Origin of the sequence: Vibrio sp. Y10_XG_PY6 (assembly GCF_024181795.1) — a bacterium.
GTDB classification, from domain to species: Bacteria; Pseudomonadota; Gammaproteobacteria; order Enterobacterales; family Vibrionaceae; genus Vibrio; species Vibrio diabolicus.
The window spans coordinates 335980-354530 of the sequence record NZ_JAMZAQ010000002.1 but is presented as its reverse complement, the minus strand read 5'-3'; the positions used below and the strand labels follow the sequence as shown (position 1 = coordinate 354530).

The 18551-nt window shown below is 44.7% G+C and carries 19 protein-coding genes; 13 read left to right on the top strand and 6 right to left on the bottom strand.

Annotated features, from left to right (window positions below; all coding sequences use genetic code 11):
• Positions 1-98: 98 nt before the first annotated feature.
• Positions 99-827, bottom strand: a complete 729-nt coding sequence (gene rpsB / locus NL644_RS09935) for a 30S ribosomal protein S2 (protein WP_012841501.1) — start codon at positions 825-827, stop codon at positions 99-101.
• A gap of 384 nt (positions 828-1211) precedes the next feature.
• On the opposite strand from rpsB, the gene map reads away from it, so the two are divergent.
• The 3 genes from map to NL644_RS09920 all read left to right on the top strand — a co-directional run bounded on the left by map (position 1212) and on the right by NL644_RS09920 (position 5349).
• On the top strand, positions 1212-2090 hold the full coding sequence (gene map, locus NL644_RS09930) for a type I methionyl aminopeptidase (RefSeq protein WP_005380326.1): 879 nt from the start codon (positions 1212-1214) through the stop codon (positions 2088-2090).
• Between the two features lie 108 nt (positions 2091-2198).
• Positions 2199-4823, top strand: coding sequence for a bifunctional uridylyltransferase/uridylyl-removing protein GlnD (gene glnD, locus NL644_RS09925; RefSeq protein WP_085344087.1), 2625 nt, complete (start codon positions 2199-2201; stop codon positions 4821-4823).
• A gap of 142 nt (positions 4824-4965) precedes the next feature.
• Positions 4966-5349: a DUF3461 family protein gene (locus NL644_RS09920; RefSeq protein ID WP_005380322.1), complete on the top strand. Its 384-nt coding sequence runs from the start codon at positions 4966-4968 to the stop codon at positions 5347-5349.
• Between the two features lie 91 nt (positions 5350-5440).
• Here the strand turns inward: NL644_RS09920 and truC are convergent, their stop codons facing one another.
• Positions 5441-6211 carry a tRNA pseudouridine(65) synthase TruC gene (gene truC / locus NL644_RS09915; RefSeq protein WP_253658358.1) on the bottom strand — a complete coding sequence of 257 codons (771 nt, stop codon included), beginning with the start codon at positions 6209-6211 and terminating at the stop codon, positions 5441-5443.
• A 4-nt stretch (positions 6212-6215) separates the two neighbouring features.
• A complete protein-coding gene (locus NL644_RS09910) occupies positions 6216-6530 on the bottom strand; it encodes a YqcC family protein (protein WP_005391784.1) in 315 nt (104 codons plus the stop codon).
• Between the two features lie 76 nt (positions 6531-6606).
• Between NL644_RS09910 and NL644_RS09905 the strand changes: the two genes are divergently transcribed.
• The gene (locus NL644_RS09905; RefSeq protein WP_253658357.1) at positions 6607-7644 is read left to right on the top strand and encodes a DUF3549 family protein; all 1038 of its coding nucleotides are present in this window, start codon (positions 6607-6609) and stop codon (positions 7642-7644) included.
• 13 nt (positions 7645-7657) lie between these two features.
• Complete coding sequence (locus NL644_RS09900) at positions 7658-7957, top strand: DUF3301 domain-containing protein (RefSeq protein ID WP_012841498.1); 300 nt, start codon at positions 7658-7660, stop codon at positions 7955-7957.
• Here the strand turns inward: NL644_RS09900 and NL644_RS09895 are convergent.
• A complete protein-coding gene (locus NL644_RS09895) occupies positions 7917-8402 on the bottom strand; it encodes a GNAT family N-acetyltransferase (protein WP_080936742.1) in 486 nt (161 codons plus the stop codon). The genes NL644_RS09900 and NL644_RS09895 overlap by 41 nt on opposite strands.
• A 933-nt stretch (positions 8403-9335) precedes the next feature.
• Here NL644_RS09895 and NL644_RS09890 point away from each other — a divergent pair.
• The 8 genes from NL644_RS09890 (at position 9336) to NL644_RS09855 (ending at position 16500) form a co-directional block, all read left to right on the top strand.
• Entirely contained in the window at positions 9336-9629 is a 294-nt protein-coding gene (locus NL644_RS09890; protein WP_047008886.1) for a hypothetical protein, read from the top strand.
• Entirely contained in the window at positions 9626-10075 is a 450-nt protein-coding gene (locus tag NL644_RS09885; RefSeq protein WP_005380310.1) for a YaiI/YqxD family protein, read from the top strand. The genes NL644_RS09890 and NL644_RS09885 overlap by 4 nt, the downstream gene beginning before the upstream one ends.
• Positions 10076-10269: 194 nt before the next feature.
• Positions 10270-11259, top strand: coding sequence for a ketoacyl-ACP synthase III (locus NL644_RS09880; RefSeq protein WP_006742535.1), 990 nt, complete (start codon positions 10270-10272; stop codon positions 11257-11259).
• Entirely contained in the window at positions 11256-12242 is a 987-nt protein-coding gene (locus tag NL644_RS09875; RefSeq protein WP_253658356.1) for an NAD(P)-dependent oxidoreductase, read from the top strand. The genes NL644_RS09880 and NL644_RS09875 overlap by 4 nt, the downstream gene beginning before the upstream one ends.
• Positions 12211-13074, top strand: a complete 864-nt coding sequence (locus NL644_RS09870; RefSeq protein ID WP_114323549.1) for an MBL fold metallo-hydrolase — start codon at positions 12211-12213, stop codon at positions 13072-13074. The genes NL644_RS09875 and NL644_RS09870 overlap by 32 nt, the downstream gene beginning before the upstream one ends.
• Positions 13062-14330 carry a F390 synthetase-related protein gene (locus NL644_RS09865; RefSeq protein WP_253658355.1) on the top strand — a complete coding sequence of 423 codons (1269 nt, stop codon included), beginning with the start codon at positions 13062-13064 and terminating at the stop codon, positions 14328-14330. The genes NL644_RS09870 and NL644_RS09865 overlap by 13 nt, the downstream gene beginning before the upstream one ends.
• Positions 14318-15430, top strand: coding sequence for an ATP-grasp domain-containing protein (locus NL644_RS09860; RefSeq protein WP_114323550.1), 1113 nt, complete (start codon positions 14318-14320; stop codon positions 15428-15430). The genes NL644_RS09865 and NL644_RS09860 overlap by 13 nt, the downstream gene beginning before the upstream one ends.
• Positions 15427-16500 (top strand): hypothetical protein, encoded by a 1074-nt coding sequence (locus NL644_RS09855; protein ID WP_114323551.1) that lies wholly within the window; start codon positions 15427-15429, stop codon positions 16498-16500. Before NL644_RS09860 ends, NL644_RS09855 begins: the two co-directional genes overlap by 4 nt.
• Before the next feature lie 107 nt (positions 16501-16607).
• Here NL644_RS09855 and NL644_RS09850 read toward each other — a convergent pair whose 3' ends face one another.
• Together NL644_RS09850 and ykgO are read right to left on the bottom strand one after the other, a co-directional pair.
• The gene (locus tag NL644_RS09850; RefSeq protein WP_006742541.1) at positions 16608-18194 is read right to left on the bottom strand and encodes an AbgT family transporter; all 1587 of its coding nucleotides are present in this window, start codon (positions 18192-18194) and stop codon (positions 16608-16610) included.
• Between the two features lie 230 nt (positions 18195-18424).
• Positions 18425-18550, bottom strand: coding sequence for a type B 50S ribosomal protein L36 (gene ykgO, locus NL644_RS09845; protein ID WP_074191703.1), 126 nt, complete (start codon positions 18548-18550; stop codon positions 18425-18427).
• Position 18551 lies beyond the last annotated feature (1 nt).

Below are 18551 nucleotides of genomic sequence, written 5' to 3'. Positions count from 1 at the left end.
AAACAGGGGCCTAACATTGTCGGCCCCCATTGCTAACTATAACTTAGTTTATGCTACACAAAGGTTTCACATAGACCAAGTGTGACACAGAGCCGCTATTATTCAGCTTCTACGAAACCGTCTTTTTCAGCAACTGCAGCTACGTCTTTGTTACGACCTTCAGATACTGCTGAAGCAGCAGCGTTCAGGTATAGCTGTACAGCGCGGATCGCGTCGTCGTTACCTGGGATTACGTAGTCAACGCCGTCTGGGTTAGAGTTAGTATCTACCACAGCGTATACTGGAATACCTAGGTTGTTAGCTTCTTTAATTGCAATGTGTTCGTGATCAGCGTCGATTACGAATAGAGCGTCTGGTAGGCCGCCCATGTCTTTGATACCACCAAGAGATTTCTCTAGCTTCTCCATTTCGCGAGTACGCATTAGAGCTTCTTTCTTAGTTAGTTTGTCAAAAGTACCGTCTTGAGATTGAGTCTCTAGATCTTTTAGACGCTTGATAGACTGACGAACTGTTTTGTAGTTTGTAAGCATACCGCCTAACCAGCGGTTGTTCACGTAAAACTGGTTGCTTGCGATTGCAGCTTCTTTAACAGCTTCAGATGCAGCGCGCTTAGTACCTACGAATAGAACTTTACCTTTCTTCTCGCCAACTTTAGCTAGTTCAGCTAGAGCGTCGTTGAACATTGGTACAGTTTTTTCTAGGTTGATGATATGAACTTTGTTACGAGCGCCAAAGATGAATGGCTTCATTTTTGGGTTCCAGTAACGAGTCTGGTGACCGAAGTGAACACCAGCTTTTAGCATATCGCGCATTGATACAGTTGCCATTTTAAATTCCTCTATGGGGTTAGGCCTCCACATTCCCCATAACTCCGACCAAGCTTCTGCTCAGCACCCCGGAATATGTGACGGAATGTGTGTGATTTAAAGATAAAAGGTTATTCGGATGAAGCTTGCTTCGCCGCTTAGCTTTGCTAAACGAAGAGAACAGTCCTCTATTCCGGCGCGCTTTATACCATATTTTAGCTCACTGTGGCTAGTAAAAATTATTTCTTCACCGTGCCACTTTCTCCTATTTATAAGCAAAACTTTAAACATACGATCGAATTAAGAATGATGCATATTCCTATCTAACTTGGGTTAACGCCCCGATGTCTGATAGAATGCGGCCATTCGCACGTTTACGTGCTTAGGAATAAGTAGAGAAAGCCAATGTCAATCAAGATTAAAACTGCTGAAGAAATAGAACGCATGCGCATTGCGGGCAAGCTGGCCGCAGAGATTCTAGAAATGATCGAACCACACATCAAAGTTGGTGTGACGACAGAAGAGTTGAACAAAATCTGCCATGAGTACGCTCTAGAAAAAGGCGCATACTCTGCTCCGCTTGATTACCATGGTTTCCCTAAGTCGATTTGTACTTCAATCAACCATATCGTATGCCACGGTATTCCAGCAGAAAAAGACGAAATCGGTAGCAACGGTCAAATGAAGCCAGCGGTACTAAAAGATGGCGACATCTTAAACGTTGATATTACCGTAATCGTTCCAAATGACGAAAATGCGGATCTGAGCGTGCGTCCTCAAGGTTACCATGGTGACACTTCTAAGATGTTCCTAGTCGGTGATGTTTCACCTGCAAACAAACGTCTATGCATGGTTGCTCAAGAAGCACTGTATGTTGGTATGCGTACCGTAAAGCCAGGTTCAACGGTTGGTGACATCGGCACAGCTATCGAGAAGTACATCAAAGAGAACAACAAAAACAACCCTCGCAACAAGTTTTCTATTGTGAAAGACTTCTGTGGCCACGGTATCGGCGATGAGTTCCATGAAGAACCACAAGTGGTTCATTACAAGAACAAAGACCGCCGCGTACTAAAAGAAGGCATGTGCTTTACTATTGAGCCGATGATTAACGCAGGTAAATTTGGTTGCTCTGTTGACGCTCAAGACGATTGGACCGTTTACACAGGCGACGGCAAGAACTCTGCGCAATGGGAACATACCATTGTTGTAACAAAAGAAGGTTGTGAAGTACTGACGCTTCGTAGCGACGATACGATTCCTCGCCTAATGAAAAACGCGTAAAGCTAACGACCACTCGTTGTTTACTATATCCCTGCTTCGGCGGGGATATTTTTTATCTGCCACAAATTTGTTAGATTGTAACTAGATTAGCTTGCACGGATGGCAAATATGACACTTCAGTCCCCTCTTACCTTTTCCGATGAACAAATCAATATCGGAGAGCTCAAACAAGAGTTAGAGAAATTTAGCTCCGATCAAAACCAAGAGTTTCTCAATCATCATCCGGTAACAAGCTTGGTTTTAGCCAGGGCAGAATACATGGATCTGCTTCTGAATCGTTTGTGGCAACATTTTGGCTTCAAAGATATTTACAACATTTCCCTAGTTGCCGTGGGTGGCTATGGGCGTGGCGAGCTGCATCCGCTCTCCGATATCGATATTTTGATTCTGTCGAACAATAAGCTGCCGACCGCGCTAGAAGCAAAAATCAGCGAATTCATTACGCTGTTGTGGGATTTAAAACTCGAGGTCGGACACGCTGTTCGCACCGTTAACGAATGTGCGGAAATTGGTAAAGCCGATCTGACCGTCGCGACAAACCTTCAAGAAGCGCGTCTACTGTGTGGCAGCGAGGATACCTTTCAGGCACTGAAGAAAGTCGTATTATCAGACTCCTTTTGGCCAAGTGAAACGTTTTACCGCGCGAAAATTCAAGAGCAGCGCGAACGCCATGCCCGTTACCACGATACGACGTACAACTTAGAACCAGACATTAAGTCGACCCCTGGCGGGCTGCGCGATATTCATACATTAAGCTGGGTCGCCCGACGTCACTTTGGTGCCACGTCATTGCTGGAAATGAGCCGATACGGATTTTTAACTGACGCAGAATACCGAGAATTGGTTGAATGTCAGGACTTCCTTTGGCGAGTGCGTTTCGCTCTGCACATGGAGCTTCGCCGCTATGACAACCGCTTGACCTTTGCCCATCAAGCACAAGTTGCGGAAAATCTAGGCTACGTCGGTGAAGGCAACCGAGGCGTAGAAATGATGATGAAAGAGTTTTATCGCACACTTCGTCGTGTGGCAGAGCTCAATAAAATGCTACTCAAACTTTTTGATCAAGCGATCATTAATGGTGGTGCGACAGAAAGTGCCGAGATTCTCGATGCCGACTTCCAACGTCGTGGCTCTTTGATTGAAGCGCGGAAACCCGCATTGTTTCAAGCTCGCCCAGAAACTATTCTGGATATGTTCTTACATATCGCGAACGACTCAACCATTGAAGGGGTGAGCCCACCAACACTACGTCAGCTGCGCACCGCGCGCCGTCGACTCAACAAATTTTTGCACACCATTCCTGCTGCGCGTGAAAAGTTCATGGCGTTATGTCGTCACCCTAATGCTCTGCATAAAGCATTCAGCCTGATGCACAGATTGGGGGTTATGGCGGCCTATTTACCGCAATGGAGCCAAATTGTTGGTCAAATGCAGTTTGACTTATTCCACGCCTACACGGTTGATGAGCACAGTATTCGCTTACTGAAACACATTAATACCTTTAGTGACCCAGACAATCATGCGAAGCACCCTATTTGTTGTGACGTCTACCCACGGATGCAAAAGAAAGAGCTGCTGATTATTGCCGCTATTTTCCACGATATAGGTAAAGGACGTGGCGGCGATCACTCTGTTATAGGCGAAGGTGAGGCTTACGACTTCTGTATTGAGCATGGCTTATCAAAGCCCGAGGCCAAACTTGTCGCTTGGTTGGTAAGGCATCATCTATTAATGTCCGTCACCGCACAGCGCCGAGATATTTATGATCCCGATGTCATTACCGAATTTGCCAAAAAAGTCAGAGACGAAGAATCTCTCGATTATCTTGTATGCCTGACAGTTGCAGATATTTGTGCAACCAACCCAGAACTTTGGAATGCTTGGAAACGAACTTTACTTGCGGAGCTGTATTACTCCACACAACGTGCTTTACGCAGAGGCCTAGAGAATCCTGTCGATGTGCGTGAGAGAATTCGTCACAATCAACAAATGGCCTCCGCAATGCTACGCAAAGAGGGGTTTGCCGCGCGCGAAATTGAAGTATTGTGGCAACGCTTCAAAGCTGACTATTTCCTTCGTCATACCCATACGCAAATCGCGTGGCACTGCGAACACTTACTTCGCATGGAAGATCCAACTAAGCCTTTGGTCTTGATCAGCAAAAAAGCCACTCGCGGCGGCACTGAGGTGTTTGTATATACGAAAGACCAGCCAGCTTTATTTGCGACGGTCGTGGCGGAGTTAGATAGGCGTAATTTTAATGTACACGACGCGCAAATCATGACCAGCAAAGATGGGCACGTGATTGATACCTTTATGGTGCTCGATCAACATGGCGAAGCGATTGATGAGTCCCGTCATGCCGCGGTGATTAAGCACCTCACCCATGTACTGGAGGCGGGCCGACCAACCAAGATTAAAACGCGCCGTACTCCGAACAAACTTCAGCACTTTAATGTGAAAACCAAAGTCGACTTCTTACCAACCAAAGGTAAAAAACACACTTTAATGGAGTTTGTCGCGCTAGACACACCGGGGCTGTTGGCCAAAGTAGGCCGTACGTTTGCTGATTTAAATATCAACCTTCACGGTGCCAAAATCACCACCATTGGTGAGCGAGCAGAAGACTTGTTTATTTTAACCAGTGATGCAGGGGGAAGATTAAGTGAAGAACAGCAAGATGAGCTAAGAGAGAGATTGATCGAAAAGTTATCTGATGAGGTCGCAGCTTAGATCAAACCTGCCAATCTTTTCGGTTCAGGGCGAGAGCGATCTTGCCCACAAGTTAAGCATTTTGGCTAAATATCAGCTATCTAGCTCATACATTGGCTGCTACAGTTATATCAATATCAATTCGATGTAATAGAGGTAGCCTATGTATCCCCACCTCACTGGTTTGGGTATTCACGACCCTAAGCAGATTGAACGTTATTCCCTACGCCAAGAAGCACACAAAGACGTGCTCAAGATCTATTTCCACAAGCAAAAAGGCGAGCTGTTCGCCAAAAGCGTTAAATTCAAATACCCGCGCCAAATCAAAAATGTTCTTGTGGACAGTGGCAGTCACAAATATAAAGAAGTAACGGAAATCAACCGTAACCTCACATTGGTCATTGATGAACTGAATAAGATCACTAAGCCAACGAAACAACCTGAGGTTGATGTCAAAGAGAAAATTCTCTCAGACCTTCGTCATTTAGAAAAAGTTGTTTCGAGCAAGATCGCAGAGATCGAGGCGGATCTCGAAAAACTAAAGTAAAACGTTAAGTCTTAAATATTAAAAAAGGGTTAGCATTGATGCTAACCCTTTTTATTTGTACTCAATCATTATCTAGATCTAACTGCGCCGATTATCGGTTGATCATCGATTCATCCCACTCAAATCGAGTAAACAATTGCTGCCAAGTCTCATCAATATTGGCCGTCATGACAATCTCTTGATCGGTAAATGGATGGACGAACCGTAACTCTGAAGCATGCAGTAGCAAACGATGAGAATCAAACTCTGTGCGATACAGCTTGTTGTGCTTTCCATCCCCGTGCGTTGTATCACCCACGATCGGATGGCGTAGATGTGCCATATGACGACGAAGTTGGTGCTTACGCCCCGTTTTAGGTTTCATCTCAACTAAGCAATAACGCGTTGTAGGAAATTTACCCGTCGAATAGGGAACTTCCACCTTAGCCAACGGTTTATATTCCGTCACCGCTTCTTGCGCTTCTTTTTCTTGTGAAGCGAACTTATCCGCAATCTTGTCTAACTCGACTTTGAGCGCGTAATCTAAGACGCCCTCTTCCTCAATCCAACCGCGTACTATTGCGTGGTATGTCTTTTCCATTTTATGTTCAGCAAACATCGGCATGACTTGTGACGCGACTTCACTCGACAAAGCAAACACAAGCACACCAGATGTTGGACGATCCAGACGATGCAATGGGAACACATGCTGACCAATTTGGTCGCGCAAAGTTTGCATGACAAATTGAGTTTCGTGTTTATCTAACCAACTGCGATGCACTAACATGCCGGCAGGCTTGTTGACCACTACAAAATATTCATCCTGATAAACGATCTCCAGTTCCACTGGTTCTGAAGATCGCGCTATTTCTTGTTCTAGCATTCGTTTACTTACACAGTTCGTCAATGGTTCGGATTGTAACAAGCAGCTCTGCGAACTGCGGTTCCTGCTTCCACGCTTCTGAAAAATAGGGCTCGAGAGAAAACCCTCTTGGCAATGGTTGGTTGTTTTCCACTAGCACGTGCATTCTGTCTATAAAGATCCACTGCAACCACTCATGAGGATGCAATGTATCAATCGCAAATGGCTCCACGCTTTGTAAGGCTTGCTCTGAAGGCCTAGTGTGTTGCCACAACTTATGTTCTTTAAGCTGCGTTTCAAGTTGGTGAAGTAAGTCGACCAATTGAGTATTTGTTACCATTAATTCTATCTCGAACCTTGAATTAGCCGAGAATGATACCATTTCTTGTGAAAAGAACGTTAGGACGTCGTATTTAATGGAAAACATTCAAACCCTCACTCAACTGTTGAACAACAGCCACTGTGATTATCAAATCTTCGATCTTGGTCGTCGTATCAAAACCATCGCTAAGAAAGAGTTTACCGATGTAGAAAAAGGTCAAGCACCGTACCCATTCCCAATGCAGCGTAAAGCACACCTTGCCATCGCTTATTGGAATGAACAAAAGCAACCTTGGATTTGGTTTCTAAAGTTTGAATTGGACGAGCGCGGTTTGTTAAAGCAAGCGGATATCGGCAATTTCATTAAATACGTAGTGGAAGCCATGGGAACACGCCTCAATGATGATATCACTGAAGAGCAACAGAAAAAGCTGTCTAATAACCCATATACGTTCAAACCTTCCGAAGACAAAATGGCCGTGTTTCATAGCCAGGTCCGCGCGAACCTCGATCTTCCTACCAGCCAATATTATGAGCACACTCAGCATTACTTTTCAGGTGGTTTAGGCTGGGATAATTGGCAAACCGTAGGTCTGCAAGGGATCACCGACATGGCCGCTCGTTTGGACAAAGAGCAAAACGGGGTAATGATACGCAAAGCGTTGAACCACCTACCGAATGAACCACTTTATGCTCTGTTGGGTGCGCTTGAGCATGTAAAGTTACAAGAGCGTTTAGCTGAGCGTATCGCCGACAAAGCACAACAAGAAATCGCAAGTAGCGAACCGGATCTCTTCCTACTTTCAGCGCTTATCCGAGCTTTGGCTGGCGCACCAACAGCCATTGCCTCTCCAGTGTTAGAAGCGATATTACAAAGCCCTCGTTTAAGCCATCAGGAAGTACTGATTGGCGTGGCTGGCCGAGCTTGGCACTTACTAGCCAATGAAAAGGTAGCAGAACAGTTTTTGCTGCGTTTAGCTCAAACCGGTAATCAAGCCCTATTTAATCAGTTATTTGCCGATTTAGTGATGCTACCAGAGTTAAGAATGGTGCTATTGCCCTTGCTACATTCAAATCCATCTGAAGAACTAGCAAACGCGCTAGTAAGCTTACAACAAGCAACAAAGGGATAATAAAGGTTCAGGGATGATTGGTGATCTTTTAGCAATTTTAGGGCTATGCTTTTTCTGTTATCTGTTTTGGCAACAACGTCGTCAAGCCGAACTCGCAAAAGTGGCAATCACGCGTAAATGTGAGCAATTGGATCTCCAATTAATCAGCATCGCCTTTGGTGCCCATAAACTAAAAACGCCAGACGGAGTCTGGCGTTGGCATACGGTGTATCAATTTGAGTTTTCATCTCTTGGTGACGATTGCTACCAAGGGGAGTTAACCATGGTCGGTTTCAGGCCGCAGAACTTTCACCTACCACCGCATCGCTTGTAAATTCCATTTCAAAGTAAGGACCATATAGATCCTTACTTTCTTTTGTTTCAACAAATCCCAGTTTTTTCAGCACCGCCATAGAAGCTTGATGGTTGCTATTCACATTAGCTTTCACCTTGTGTAGCCCCAGCTCACGGCACGCCTTTGGGAAAAACGCTTTTAGAGCTTCTGTCGCTAACCCTTTACCCCAATAAGATTTATCAAAAATAAACCCTAACTCAGGCTCGGAATCGAGATGGGAAATGAACACGTGCCCCATATAGTCACGACTGGTACTTTCTAGCACCGCCATACTATAAATATTTTCATCATCCAGTATTTTCTCAAACATCTGTTTGGCAGACGCGACAGTATACGGACCGTTCATTTCAGCACGGTTTTTCGCACAGCAATTCAGCATGACGAACTCTAGTTGCAACGACTCATTGTAGGGTAGAAGAAGCATTCTTCTGGTTACTATGGCCACATCTGTTCCTTGATTACAACAAACTTTATTTATCCGCAGATCACAAACTCGATGAGCTTGAATATGCTCAATAGCTGCGGGGCATAACACCTTGTAGAGAAGCCGAAAGTTAAACCAACTGATTGGAAAGGATATTGATCTGGATTGTTTTTTATTAAGTGTTATTAGGAATTTATAAATTTTGTGATATTGATATACCCAAGCCACCTCTAGGTGCTTAATTCAACGAGAACGACTAGGTATCTTTTTATATAAGAAAGACCCCGACACATAAGTATCGGGGTCATGGTCTTACTCGCAGCAGTCCGGCTACTAAAAGTGCTCCATGCATCATCCATAATAGTGGCTGATTCCGTCAGCTTATTCCTTACGTCGCCGTCCTAGCGGTGTCCTTATCATCCTGATAGCTAACATTCCCCGTTAGCACACATCACTTGTTCCTTGAGCGGTGTCCCTTGCATCTTCCTGACGCTGTCCATAACCTCTATCCTAGAGGGGTCCATTGTCTATCCTTAGTCATCAACATCCTATTGATGATAGTGTCCTTACAATGTCCTACGCTCCATGCTTGATTAATCATCCTGACCAACCAAATCATCTTCCTGACGATAACCAAATCCTTGGTGCTTCCTGTTCCATGTCTGCTTCCTGCTGACAACTCTCAATTTACGCCTTTCCTAAAAATTGACAATCTATCCTAGATAAATATTTATACACCACATTGGTTAAATAGTTGTTAAGTCATTATTTATCAATAAGTTGATGATTATAATTTCTATTTTTCCGCTCACGAAATCGTTTTCTCTCACAACCCATGTAAGAGATCTCTCACACCACACATTCCAAATTGCTATTCGCCAAATTAGGGGACTCAACGTATGATGATAGATATATCGTTGTTAAGGATTAAAAATGTTAACTCAAGACGTTACTAAAGAATTAGAAGCGGTAATGGAACAACTGCAACAACAAGGAAAAGAGCCAACCGTAGCGTTAGTGAAAGCACGCTTGAAAACGCCCGTCCCAATGCCTGCATTAATCACCGCAATAAAAAGTTGGAAAAGTGCTCAGCGTGTTCCCAAGGTTGAAGTCGCAGCGCAAGCGCATACCGATAATGATCGTCTTGCAGCGCTAGAAAGCACGGTGAAAAAACTAGTCGCTCGCATTGAAGAGCTAGAAGCCAAGCTAAGTGGGAAGTCATCATGAAGTTATGGGTAGATGCAGACGCGTGTCCGAAAGTCATCCGCGAAACCATTGTGCGTGCCGCCGAACGCACGGGGATTGAATGTACGTTTGTCGCCAACCACGTTGTCCCGGTGCCCAAAAGAGACAACATCCACTCGCTGCAAGTTCCAGCTGGATTTGACATCGCTGACAACGAAATCGTCAAGCGTGTGGAGGCCAACGATTTGGTGATCACATCAGACATTCCGCTTGCAGATGAGGTCATCTCTAAAGGCGCTCAAGCCCTCAGTTCACGTGGCGAGCTTTATACAAAAGATACTATCAAAGCTCGTCTAAATATCCGCGACTTCATGGAAACCATGCGCTCAAGCGGAATTCAGACAGGTGGACCCGCTGCGCTTTCCCAAACCGATCGCCGCGAATTTGCGAACCATTTAGATCGTATTTTGGCTAAATTTAAGAAGTAATACTCACTCTATTCATATTGAGCCAGCAAATCAAAGCCTGGCTCATTACTGAAAATTCATTTTCAATATTGCACCCAAAGCGTGCTCTTACTCCCATTTGTTTTGTTCTGTTTATTTTTCATCTCGCTCGCCATAGCTTCAATATGCAACGTGGTTTATTTTGAACGACGTTTTTAATAAATGTATAGAGAATAATGGGCTTTAACATCGTTTCCAGTGGAAGCTACCTGCCAACGAATCAATGGTCAGATCGAGAGATGGATCGCTTCCTAAAATTGGCGCCTGGGACCTGCCGAAATAAATTCGACGTTGAATATCGTCATGTAGCCAATACAAAAGAGACCGCTATTTACATGGCGGTGCAGGCGATAGAGCAGTGTTTAGGAAACATATATACCTTGGGCTCCATTGATCTCCTTATCTACGCCAGCGGCACTCACCACCAGTCTCTGCCCTACGACGCCTCAGCGGTTCTCGCCGCGTTAGACGCTCCAACATGGCTAGAAAGTTTTGATTTGAACAGCACCTGTTTATCATTTCTTTCTGCGCTTGATCTTGCTCAGAGTCTATTCTTCGCAAAACGATACCGTCGGATTCTCATTGTCACCAGCGAACTCGCTACTGGCATCACACTGAATCGAAATTTTACACTCAAACCAGAAGTTGCAACTCTATTCGCAGACGGTGCCGCCGCATTTTTGCTCGAAGAACACAACGGTGATGGATTGCTCACCAGTCACTTTGAAACGCATCATACCGGGTATTCATTTTGTCAAATTAAGGGCGGAGGTAGTCATGTCAACCCTCACACCTCGGAGCATCAAGCCTATTTAAAAAGCTGCCAGTTTGAGATGGAGGGCAAAGCACTCTTTAAACATGTGCGTAAAACCTTACCGGCGTTTCTAAAAAAAGGCTTTGACGCCTCTCCGGTAACACTCAGCGATATTGATTATTTTCTTCCGCATCAAGCCAGTGCGCACGGATTAAAAAAACTGCCATCACTCACCGGGTTACCAACCGAGAAAACCGTTAATCACTTTTCGACTTTGGGAAACCAAGTCGCCGCCTCACTCCCAATTAACTTACACTGGCTGCGTAATCAGCCAGAAACAGCAGGAAAACATGTGTTATTAGCTGGCACCGCCGCAGGGTTGTCACTAGGTATGGGAGTGCTAAAACTATGAAGATATTAGTCACTGGCGGCAGTGGGATGTTGGGTAGCGCAATTCTAAGAATGTTTCACCAGCAGCATGAACTGCATTTTACAGCACGAAACACAGTCATCGCTAAACAACTCGCCAAGCAATTCGATGTTATCCCACATATAGTCGATTTAAGAGACCACTCAGCAGTTCATGCGGTATGCCAAGGTATGGATGCAATCATCCATTGTGCCGCTCTCTCAAGCCCATGGGGAAAGTGGCAGGCGTTTTATCAAGCCAATGTAGATGCCACCAAAAACCTCGTCAATGCGGCTAATACGCATCAAATCTCGCGTTTTATCCATATTTCCTCCACCAGCGTCTACTTTGACCATCAAGACCGTTGGAATATTCGAGAAACCGACGCCATTGCTTCACACTGGTGTAATGATTACGCACACACCAAATACCTATCTGAACTTGAAGCCATAAAAGGCCAAAGCAAAGCGATCATTTTAAGACCGCGTGGCATTTTTGGTCCCAACGATCGCGCGATTATCCCAAGAGTGCTTAAGGCGATAAAAAACAACACTCTGCTTCTGCCATCGGGTAGAAACCCAGTGGTTGATCTAACTTATGTCGACAACGTTGCCCATGCGGCGATGCTCGCTTGCACTCAGGCAGACCGGCTTCAGCATGGTGATGTCTTCAATATTTCCAACAACGAACCAATGCCAATTGAGACTGTTCTACAAGCTTTATGTGTGGGGTTGAACCTAAAAGTAACGTTACAATCATTACCATACGGTGTGGTATCACCATTATTAAAGCTCAGTGAGCAAATACGAAGGCGCTTACCACATCAGCCAGAGCCAAGGCTCACTTCATACAGCGCAGGATTGTTTAACTATCATCAAACTCTGGATATCAGCAAGGCGATAAAAAACCTGAATTACCAACCGCTTTTTTCAATTCAAGAAGGAATACAGCAGTATGCAAACTGGTCTAAAAATAAAAATCTTTGAGGCTGGACACTGCGTACACCCAGGCTTTGTTGTCAAACCAGGCTCTGGTATAAAGCCTAGAGCATTTCCTGCAGCCGTTGCGTTAATTCAGCACCCGACACAAGGCAACATCCTGTTTGATACGGGATATCACGAGCACTTTTTTAGCGCGACTCGTCCCTTCCCTGAACGTTTTTATGCTTGGACAACACCTTGCCGCTATCAACAAGAACATGGGATTGTTGCGCAGTTAGCAAAAGAAAATCTCAAACCTCATGATATTGAGCATTTAGTGCTCTCCCATTTTCACGCTGATCACATTGCCGCCGTGTCTGAGTTTTCTCACTCTCAATTGCATTGCCAACAAAAAGGGGTAGATGCGATTACTAAAAGTGGTCGAATTGGAGGCGTAAGAAAAGGCTACCTAAAAGCTCTGCTCCCTCCACAACTAGAATCTAACTTCATCATTCATGGTGATTTTTCTGTGCCAATCAGCCAAATTCTTCCTCAGTGCCAAGGGGTTAACTTGCTCTGTAAAGACATGTTCGACGATGGATTTATTTATATGGTTAGCTTGCCAGGCCATGCTGCTGGCCAAGTGGGCTTGCTGGTTAAAAGAGACCAAGGTTGGCTATTCTTACTCGCCGATGCATGCTGGTTAATCGAGAGCTTGAGTGAAAATATCGATCAGCATTGGCTGGCGAACATGCTTTGCGATGACACAAAGGCCTATAAAAACACCCTCTCCGAATTGAGAAGTTGCTACCAACAAACCCACCACTTTGTTCGCTTCGTGCCTTCACATTGTCAGGAAACTATCCAGCAGCTAATCAAAGAAGGATGGATGAAGTGAGAACGCTTATCTCAGAATTCTGGCGAACCCGCTACCGCCCTTTCGGTTCAAGGGAACAAGTCGAAGCGTGGCAGCAACAACATTTAACGCAACACCTGGATTGGGTATGCTGTCATTCACCGTATTACCGCTCTTTTCAAGGTGCACCACTCAGTGATTTCCCTATCATGAATAAGCAAACCATGATGGAGAACCTTTCAGAGTTAAATACGAAGGGCTTAGATGCTGAACAGTTAATGCAGCAGGCACTCAAAGCAGAGCAGTCACGCAACTTTGCCGCTTCGAAAGTTGGTGATGTTACGGTTGGGCTTTCTTCGGGCACATCAGGCATGCGCGGGCTGTTTCTTGCTGACAAGCAGGAAACACAACTGTGGGCCGGCAATATATTGGCTCGCCTTTTGCCCAACCTATGGCAAAAGCACCGAATTGCACTAGCCTTGCGAGCCAACAGCCCACTGTATAAATCCGTCGCGAAAGGGCCTGTCACATTCTTTTATGCCGATTTAACCAAACCTTACCAAGAATGGATAAAAGAGCTGGATGAGTTCCAACCCACGCTTTTGGTTGGTAGTGCGCAAGCTCTTCAGCTCTGCGCCCAGTTCAGCGGTCAATTTGGTCAACCCGCAATTCAACCACAACGGATCATTTCTGGGGCAGAGGTTCTAACCGAGAGTGACCGTCATTATATTTCTCAACGGTTCGACAGCGAGCTCCATGAAGTCTATCAATGCACTGAAGGTTTTCTTGCATGTACTGATCAGCATGGCCAAATGCGCTGGAATCAAGATGTTGTTTATATCGAAAAACACTGGCTGAATACCGAACGTACTCACTACAGCCCAATCATCACCGATTTTCGTCGTAAAACTCAGCCAATTATTCGTTATCAGCTCGACGATATTATTGAGAATAAACAGGATAATGGTGTATTTGAACCTCTTGGCGCAATTGCCGGACGATGTGGTGATCGCCTCACACTAAACGCAAACCACGTCCCAGTGACGGTGTTACCAGATCTCATCTACCGCGCTATAACACTATTAGCCCAAGGTCGCGTGGATTACCGAATCACCCAAACAGGGTCACAAACCATTCAAATTGAAGCGGATGTTCACCACCATCGGGTTATACATCAAGCCTTAATAAAGTTGTTTGACCAATTACGGCTTGATCCTGTCAGATTTAGTTACCGCCCTGCGCCTATTTGGACGCCAATGAATAAACAACGACGTGTGGTGAACATATGCGGGTCTTAATCACCGGAGCCCGGGCTCCAGTTGCATTAGAGTGGGCAACTATGTGTATGCATCATGGGCATGAAGTAATTCTCACAGATTCGCTAAAAAAGCCTCTGGGATCATTTTTGCGAGGCATCGAGTCTTATATACCCACCGCTTCACCTCGATTTGCGTTTCCCAGCTATCAACAGCAGATCCTAAAAATCATTACTCAGATGCGTATTAATATAGTGATACCCACTTGTGAAGAAGTTTATTACTTGGCTCATGTTGCCAAGCAATGCCCAGATGTGAATTTCTTTCTGCCCGATGTGGCGCTGCTCAATTCCCTACACAACAAGTTGACCGTCTTTGAACAGCTTCAAGGCTTGCCAGAAATTACACTTCCAAAAACTCGTTTGGTCGCTGATAAAAGTGAGGTTGAAACTAATGAAAGAACCGTTCTAAAACCAGTTTACTCTCGGTTTGGCGGGCAAGTAATAAGAGATGTGACAACTCAGTCTATTTCTGCCGTCACGATATCGTCACTTTATCCTTGGGTTCAGCAACAAAAAATCCATGGGACTCCGGTGTGTAACTATGCGATTTTTGAACATGGTGACCTTAAAGCACACCAAGCTTATGTGCCGAAATACTGTGTAAACGGATCGGCCGCCAGTGCTTTTCAGCCGATCTCATGCGATCGACTAGATACATTTATCGCCGCTTTTGGTAAACGTCATACTTATCATGGGCAAGTTTCGTTTGACTTCATCCAATCACAAAATGAACTCTACGTGATTGAATGCAACCCAAGAGCCACAAGTGGTTTGCACCTACTCTCATCTCGATGCAATCAACTGCTTCCTAATATGGAGTTTACCAGTCCTTCCAAGCAGCGATTGCATCATTTAGGTCCAATAACACTCATCGCTGAAGGTGGATTATCCCTATTTAAGGCTCGAACTTGGCAAGATTGGTGGTCTGGAGTGAATGTAATGCAACAGCATAACTTGCCGGTAGGGAGCCAAATCCGGAGTGTGTTTGAATTACTCCGGTTAGCTAGGCAGAACAAGGCAAAATGGAGCGCCGCTTCTACCGTTGATATTGAGTGGAATGGAGAAGCGTTGCCATCATGACACTTTCCTCTCAAGAATGGCATAAAACCTTTATCACTCTTATGCAATCGAATCCTATTAATGAATGCACAGCAAGCTTTGGTTGCTACTATATCAATGATGTTGCCATTCCCTACTCCGTAACACCAAAAATACCAAACAACTGTTATGCCGTGTCCCCTATGACACTGCTTAGTGGCTACGCCGAAGAAGAGCTTCACAAAGTCAAAAATGTGGCTGTTCGATGGGTATGTAAGCTACTTATTAATATGACTAAACCAATCTTATCATTGGCTGGATTGGATCAAGTCCAAACGCTCAACAATCAGTGCTTGTCCACCAATATGTATAGCGAACAATGGGAATCCTTAAACCTTGATGAGCTGCGTCGCGTGGCACTCGATCAATACCCCACCTTTCCCTTGGTGCTTCGCTCCCTCAACCAACTTCAGTACTCACACTTAATTCAGCGATTAGAACAGCAACAATGGCAAAGCTTGGTAACACGACAAGTGTATTTACTTGAGGATTGGCAAGCATTCAGCTTCAACCGAGATTTAACAAAAGACTTCAAGCTGTTTAATGATAAAGATTGGCAGTTTAAGCCTCTGGCTACTGATGAAGAGTTTCAGTGCGCCAAAGTGTTATATGACATGCTTTACCTTGATAAATACAGCCGGAATAACATCCAGTTTTCAACCCAATATTTAAAACAGGCTAGCCAGAATAACTTAGTGCATTTAGTGGGACTGTTTTATCAAGGAGAGATGCTGGCTACGTTAGGCATAGTAGAAATTGATAACGACATGACTTGCCCAATTTTTGGCTACGATACCAATAAGCCGCAGAGTTTTGCGCTGTATAGAAGAATATCTGCTTATACCATCCGCCATGCAATGATATGCCAGCGTCGCTTTAATATGAGCTCAGGGGCTCCAGCTTTTAAACGCAACCGAAAAGCCCAGCCAGAAATTGAATTTAGCTATGTTTATATTGCGCACTTACCTTGGTACAAACGCGTAATTTGGAAAAGCTTGTGCTGGCTCACTCAGCACTTTTATCGCCCTTTATTGATGCGTTTTCAGCTATAAACCTACATCTATAATCAGGCAAGCCTGCGTGCACACAATCTGGAACGATAAAAAAGCCTGCGACGTTAGCAGGCTTTTGTAATGGAGCTGTGTGAGGTAACCGTTTTTTACGGTGTGTAGTATGTTGCTGCGCCAGGGCCTACTGGTAAACCAAATACGAATACCCATAGGTAGAACAGCACACTCCAACCTACAATGAAGCAGATTGAGTAAGGTAGCATGGTCGCGATCAGCGTACCGATACCTAAGTTCTTCATGTAACGAGTTGCTACGGCAAGAATCAAACCAAAGTAGCTCATCATTGGAGTAATAATGTTTGTCGTCGAGTCACCAATTCGGTAAGCAGCCTGAATCGTTTCCGGTGCATAACCAACAAGCATCAACATAGGAACAAAAATCGGTGCCGTCACTGCCCACTGTGCCGATGCCGAACCAATCATTAGGTTGATAAAGCCACACATGAGGATGAAGGCAAAGAACAACATTGGGCCAGTTAAGCCAATTTCTTGCAAGAAGCTAGCGCCAGCAACTGCGAATACCTGACCGAAGTTAGTCCATTTAAAGAAAGCAACGAACTGAGCAGCAAAGAAAACCAATACAATGTACATGCCCATAGAAGACATAGATTTCGCCATTGCATCAATCACATCGCGATCCGTCTTCATCGTGCCAACAACTTTACCAAACACAAAGCCTGGGATAGCAAAGAACACAAAGATGAATGCCACGATACTTTTCAGGAATGGAGAACCTGCAATTGTACCTGCATCAGAACGTAGAATGCCGTCTGCTGGAACAACCGTCCAAGCAAGCAACGCAGAAACAACCAGTACAGCAACACCTGCTAGTTTTAGACCTTTCTTCTCAATGTCTGTTAAGCCGCCCATTTTGTCGTTCGACAAATCTTCTGAGGCTTCTTCTTCACTGTATTTGCCAAGCTTTGGCTCAACAATTTTTTCAGTAACAAACGCACCAGTGATTGCAATGAAGAACGTCGAAACAAACATGAAGTACCAGTTAACTTCTGGACCAACAGTGTAAGTTGGGTCAATCATTTGCGCTGCTGTTTCAGTAATACCTGACAGTAGCGGGTCAACCGTACCGATAAGTAGGTTTGCTGAATAACCACCAGATACACCAGCGAATGCCGCAGCAAGGCCTGCAAGTGGGTGACGACCTAGAGAATGGAACAGCATTGCTGCCAGTGGAATAAGTACCACATACCCCAGCTCTGATGCCGTATTTGAAATGATACCAGCGAAAACAACAGTCACTGTTACCATGCGTTGAGATGCGCCCATGACCAAGCCACGCATAGCTGCAGATAGCAAACCAGAGTACTCGGCAATAGCAACACCCAACATCGCAACCAAAACCGTGCCTAAAGGCGCAAAGCCAACAAAGTTTTTCACTAAATTGGTAACGATAAGTTCGAGTCCATCAGCGTTAAGTAAGCTGACGACATGAATCATGCCATCTGCGGCACGACCTTTTGCGCCCTCAGGACGAGGGTCTACAACGGAAACTTCGAAGTATCCTGCAATGCCCGACATCACCAGAATGGCTAAACAGAAAATGGCAAATAGTGTGATCGGGTGAGGTAATAAGTTCCCCAAATATTCGACAGTATCCAAAAAGCGCGTAAACAGCGGCTTCTTAGGCGAGTTTTGTTTAATTGAATCAGATGAACTCATCTGTTCCCTCCTTGTTTTTATTCCTGTGCAAATGTGACAAAAATGTCAAAAAAGCAAGCGAAGGGTACTTGAGTAGAAGGTTAAAGAAAAGCCCTAAATGTTACAAACTGTGACCATTGGAGAGTTTTATAACCAACAATAAACAAAAATGCAGATATTTCATCCATGTAAAACAGTTAAGTCAAAATTATCAATTAAACAAAACCATAAGCCAGAAATATGCAGAACGATTACTTCTGCACTGCTTTAAACCTCGGATTCGCCTTACAAATGACATATAGACGCCCTCTTCGTTTTACGACCTGGCAATCCGGATGACGACTTTTTGCACTTTTTAATGATTTGACTACCTTCATG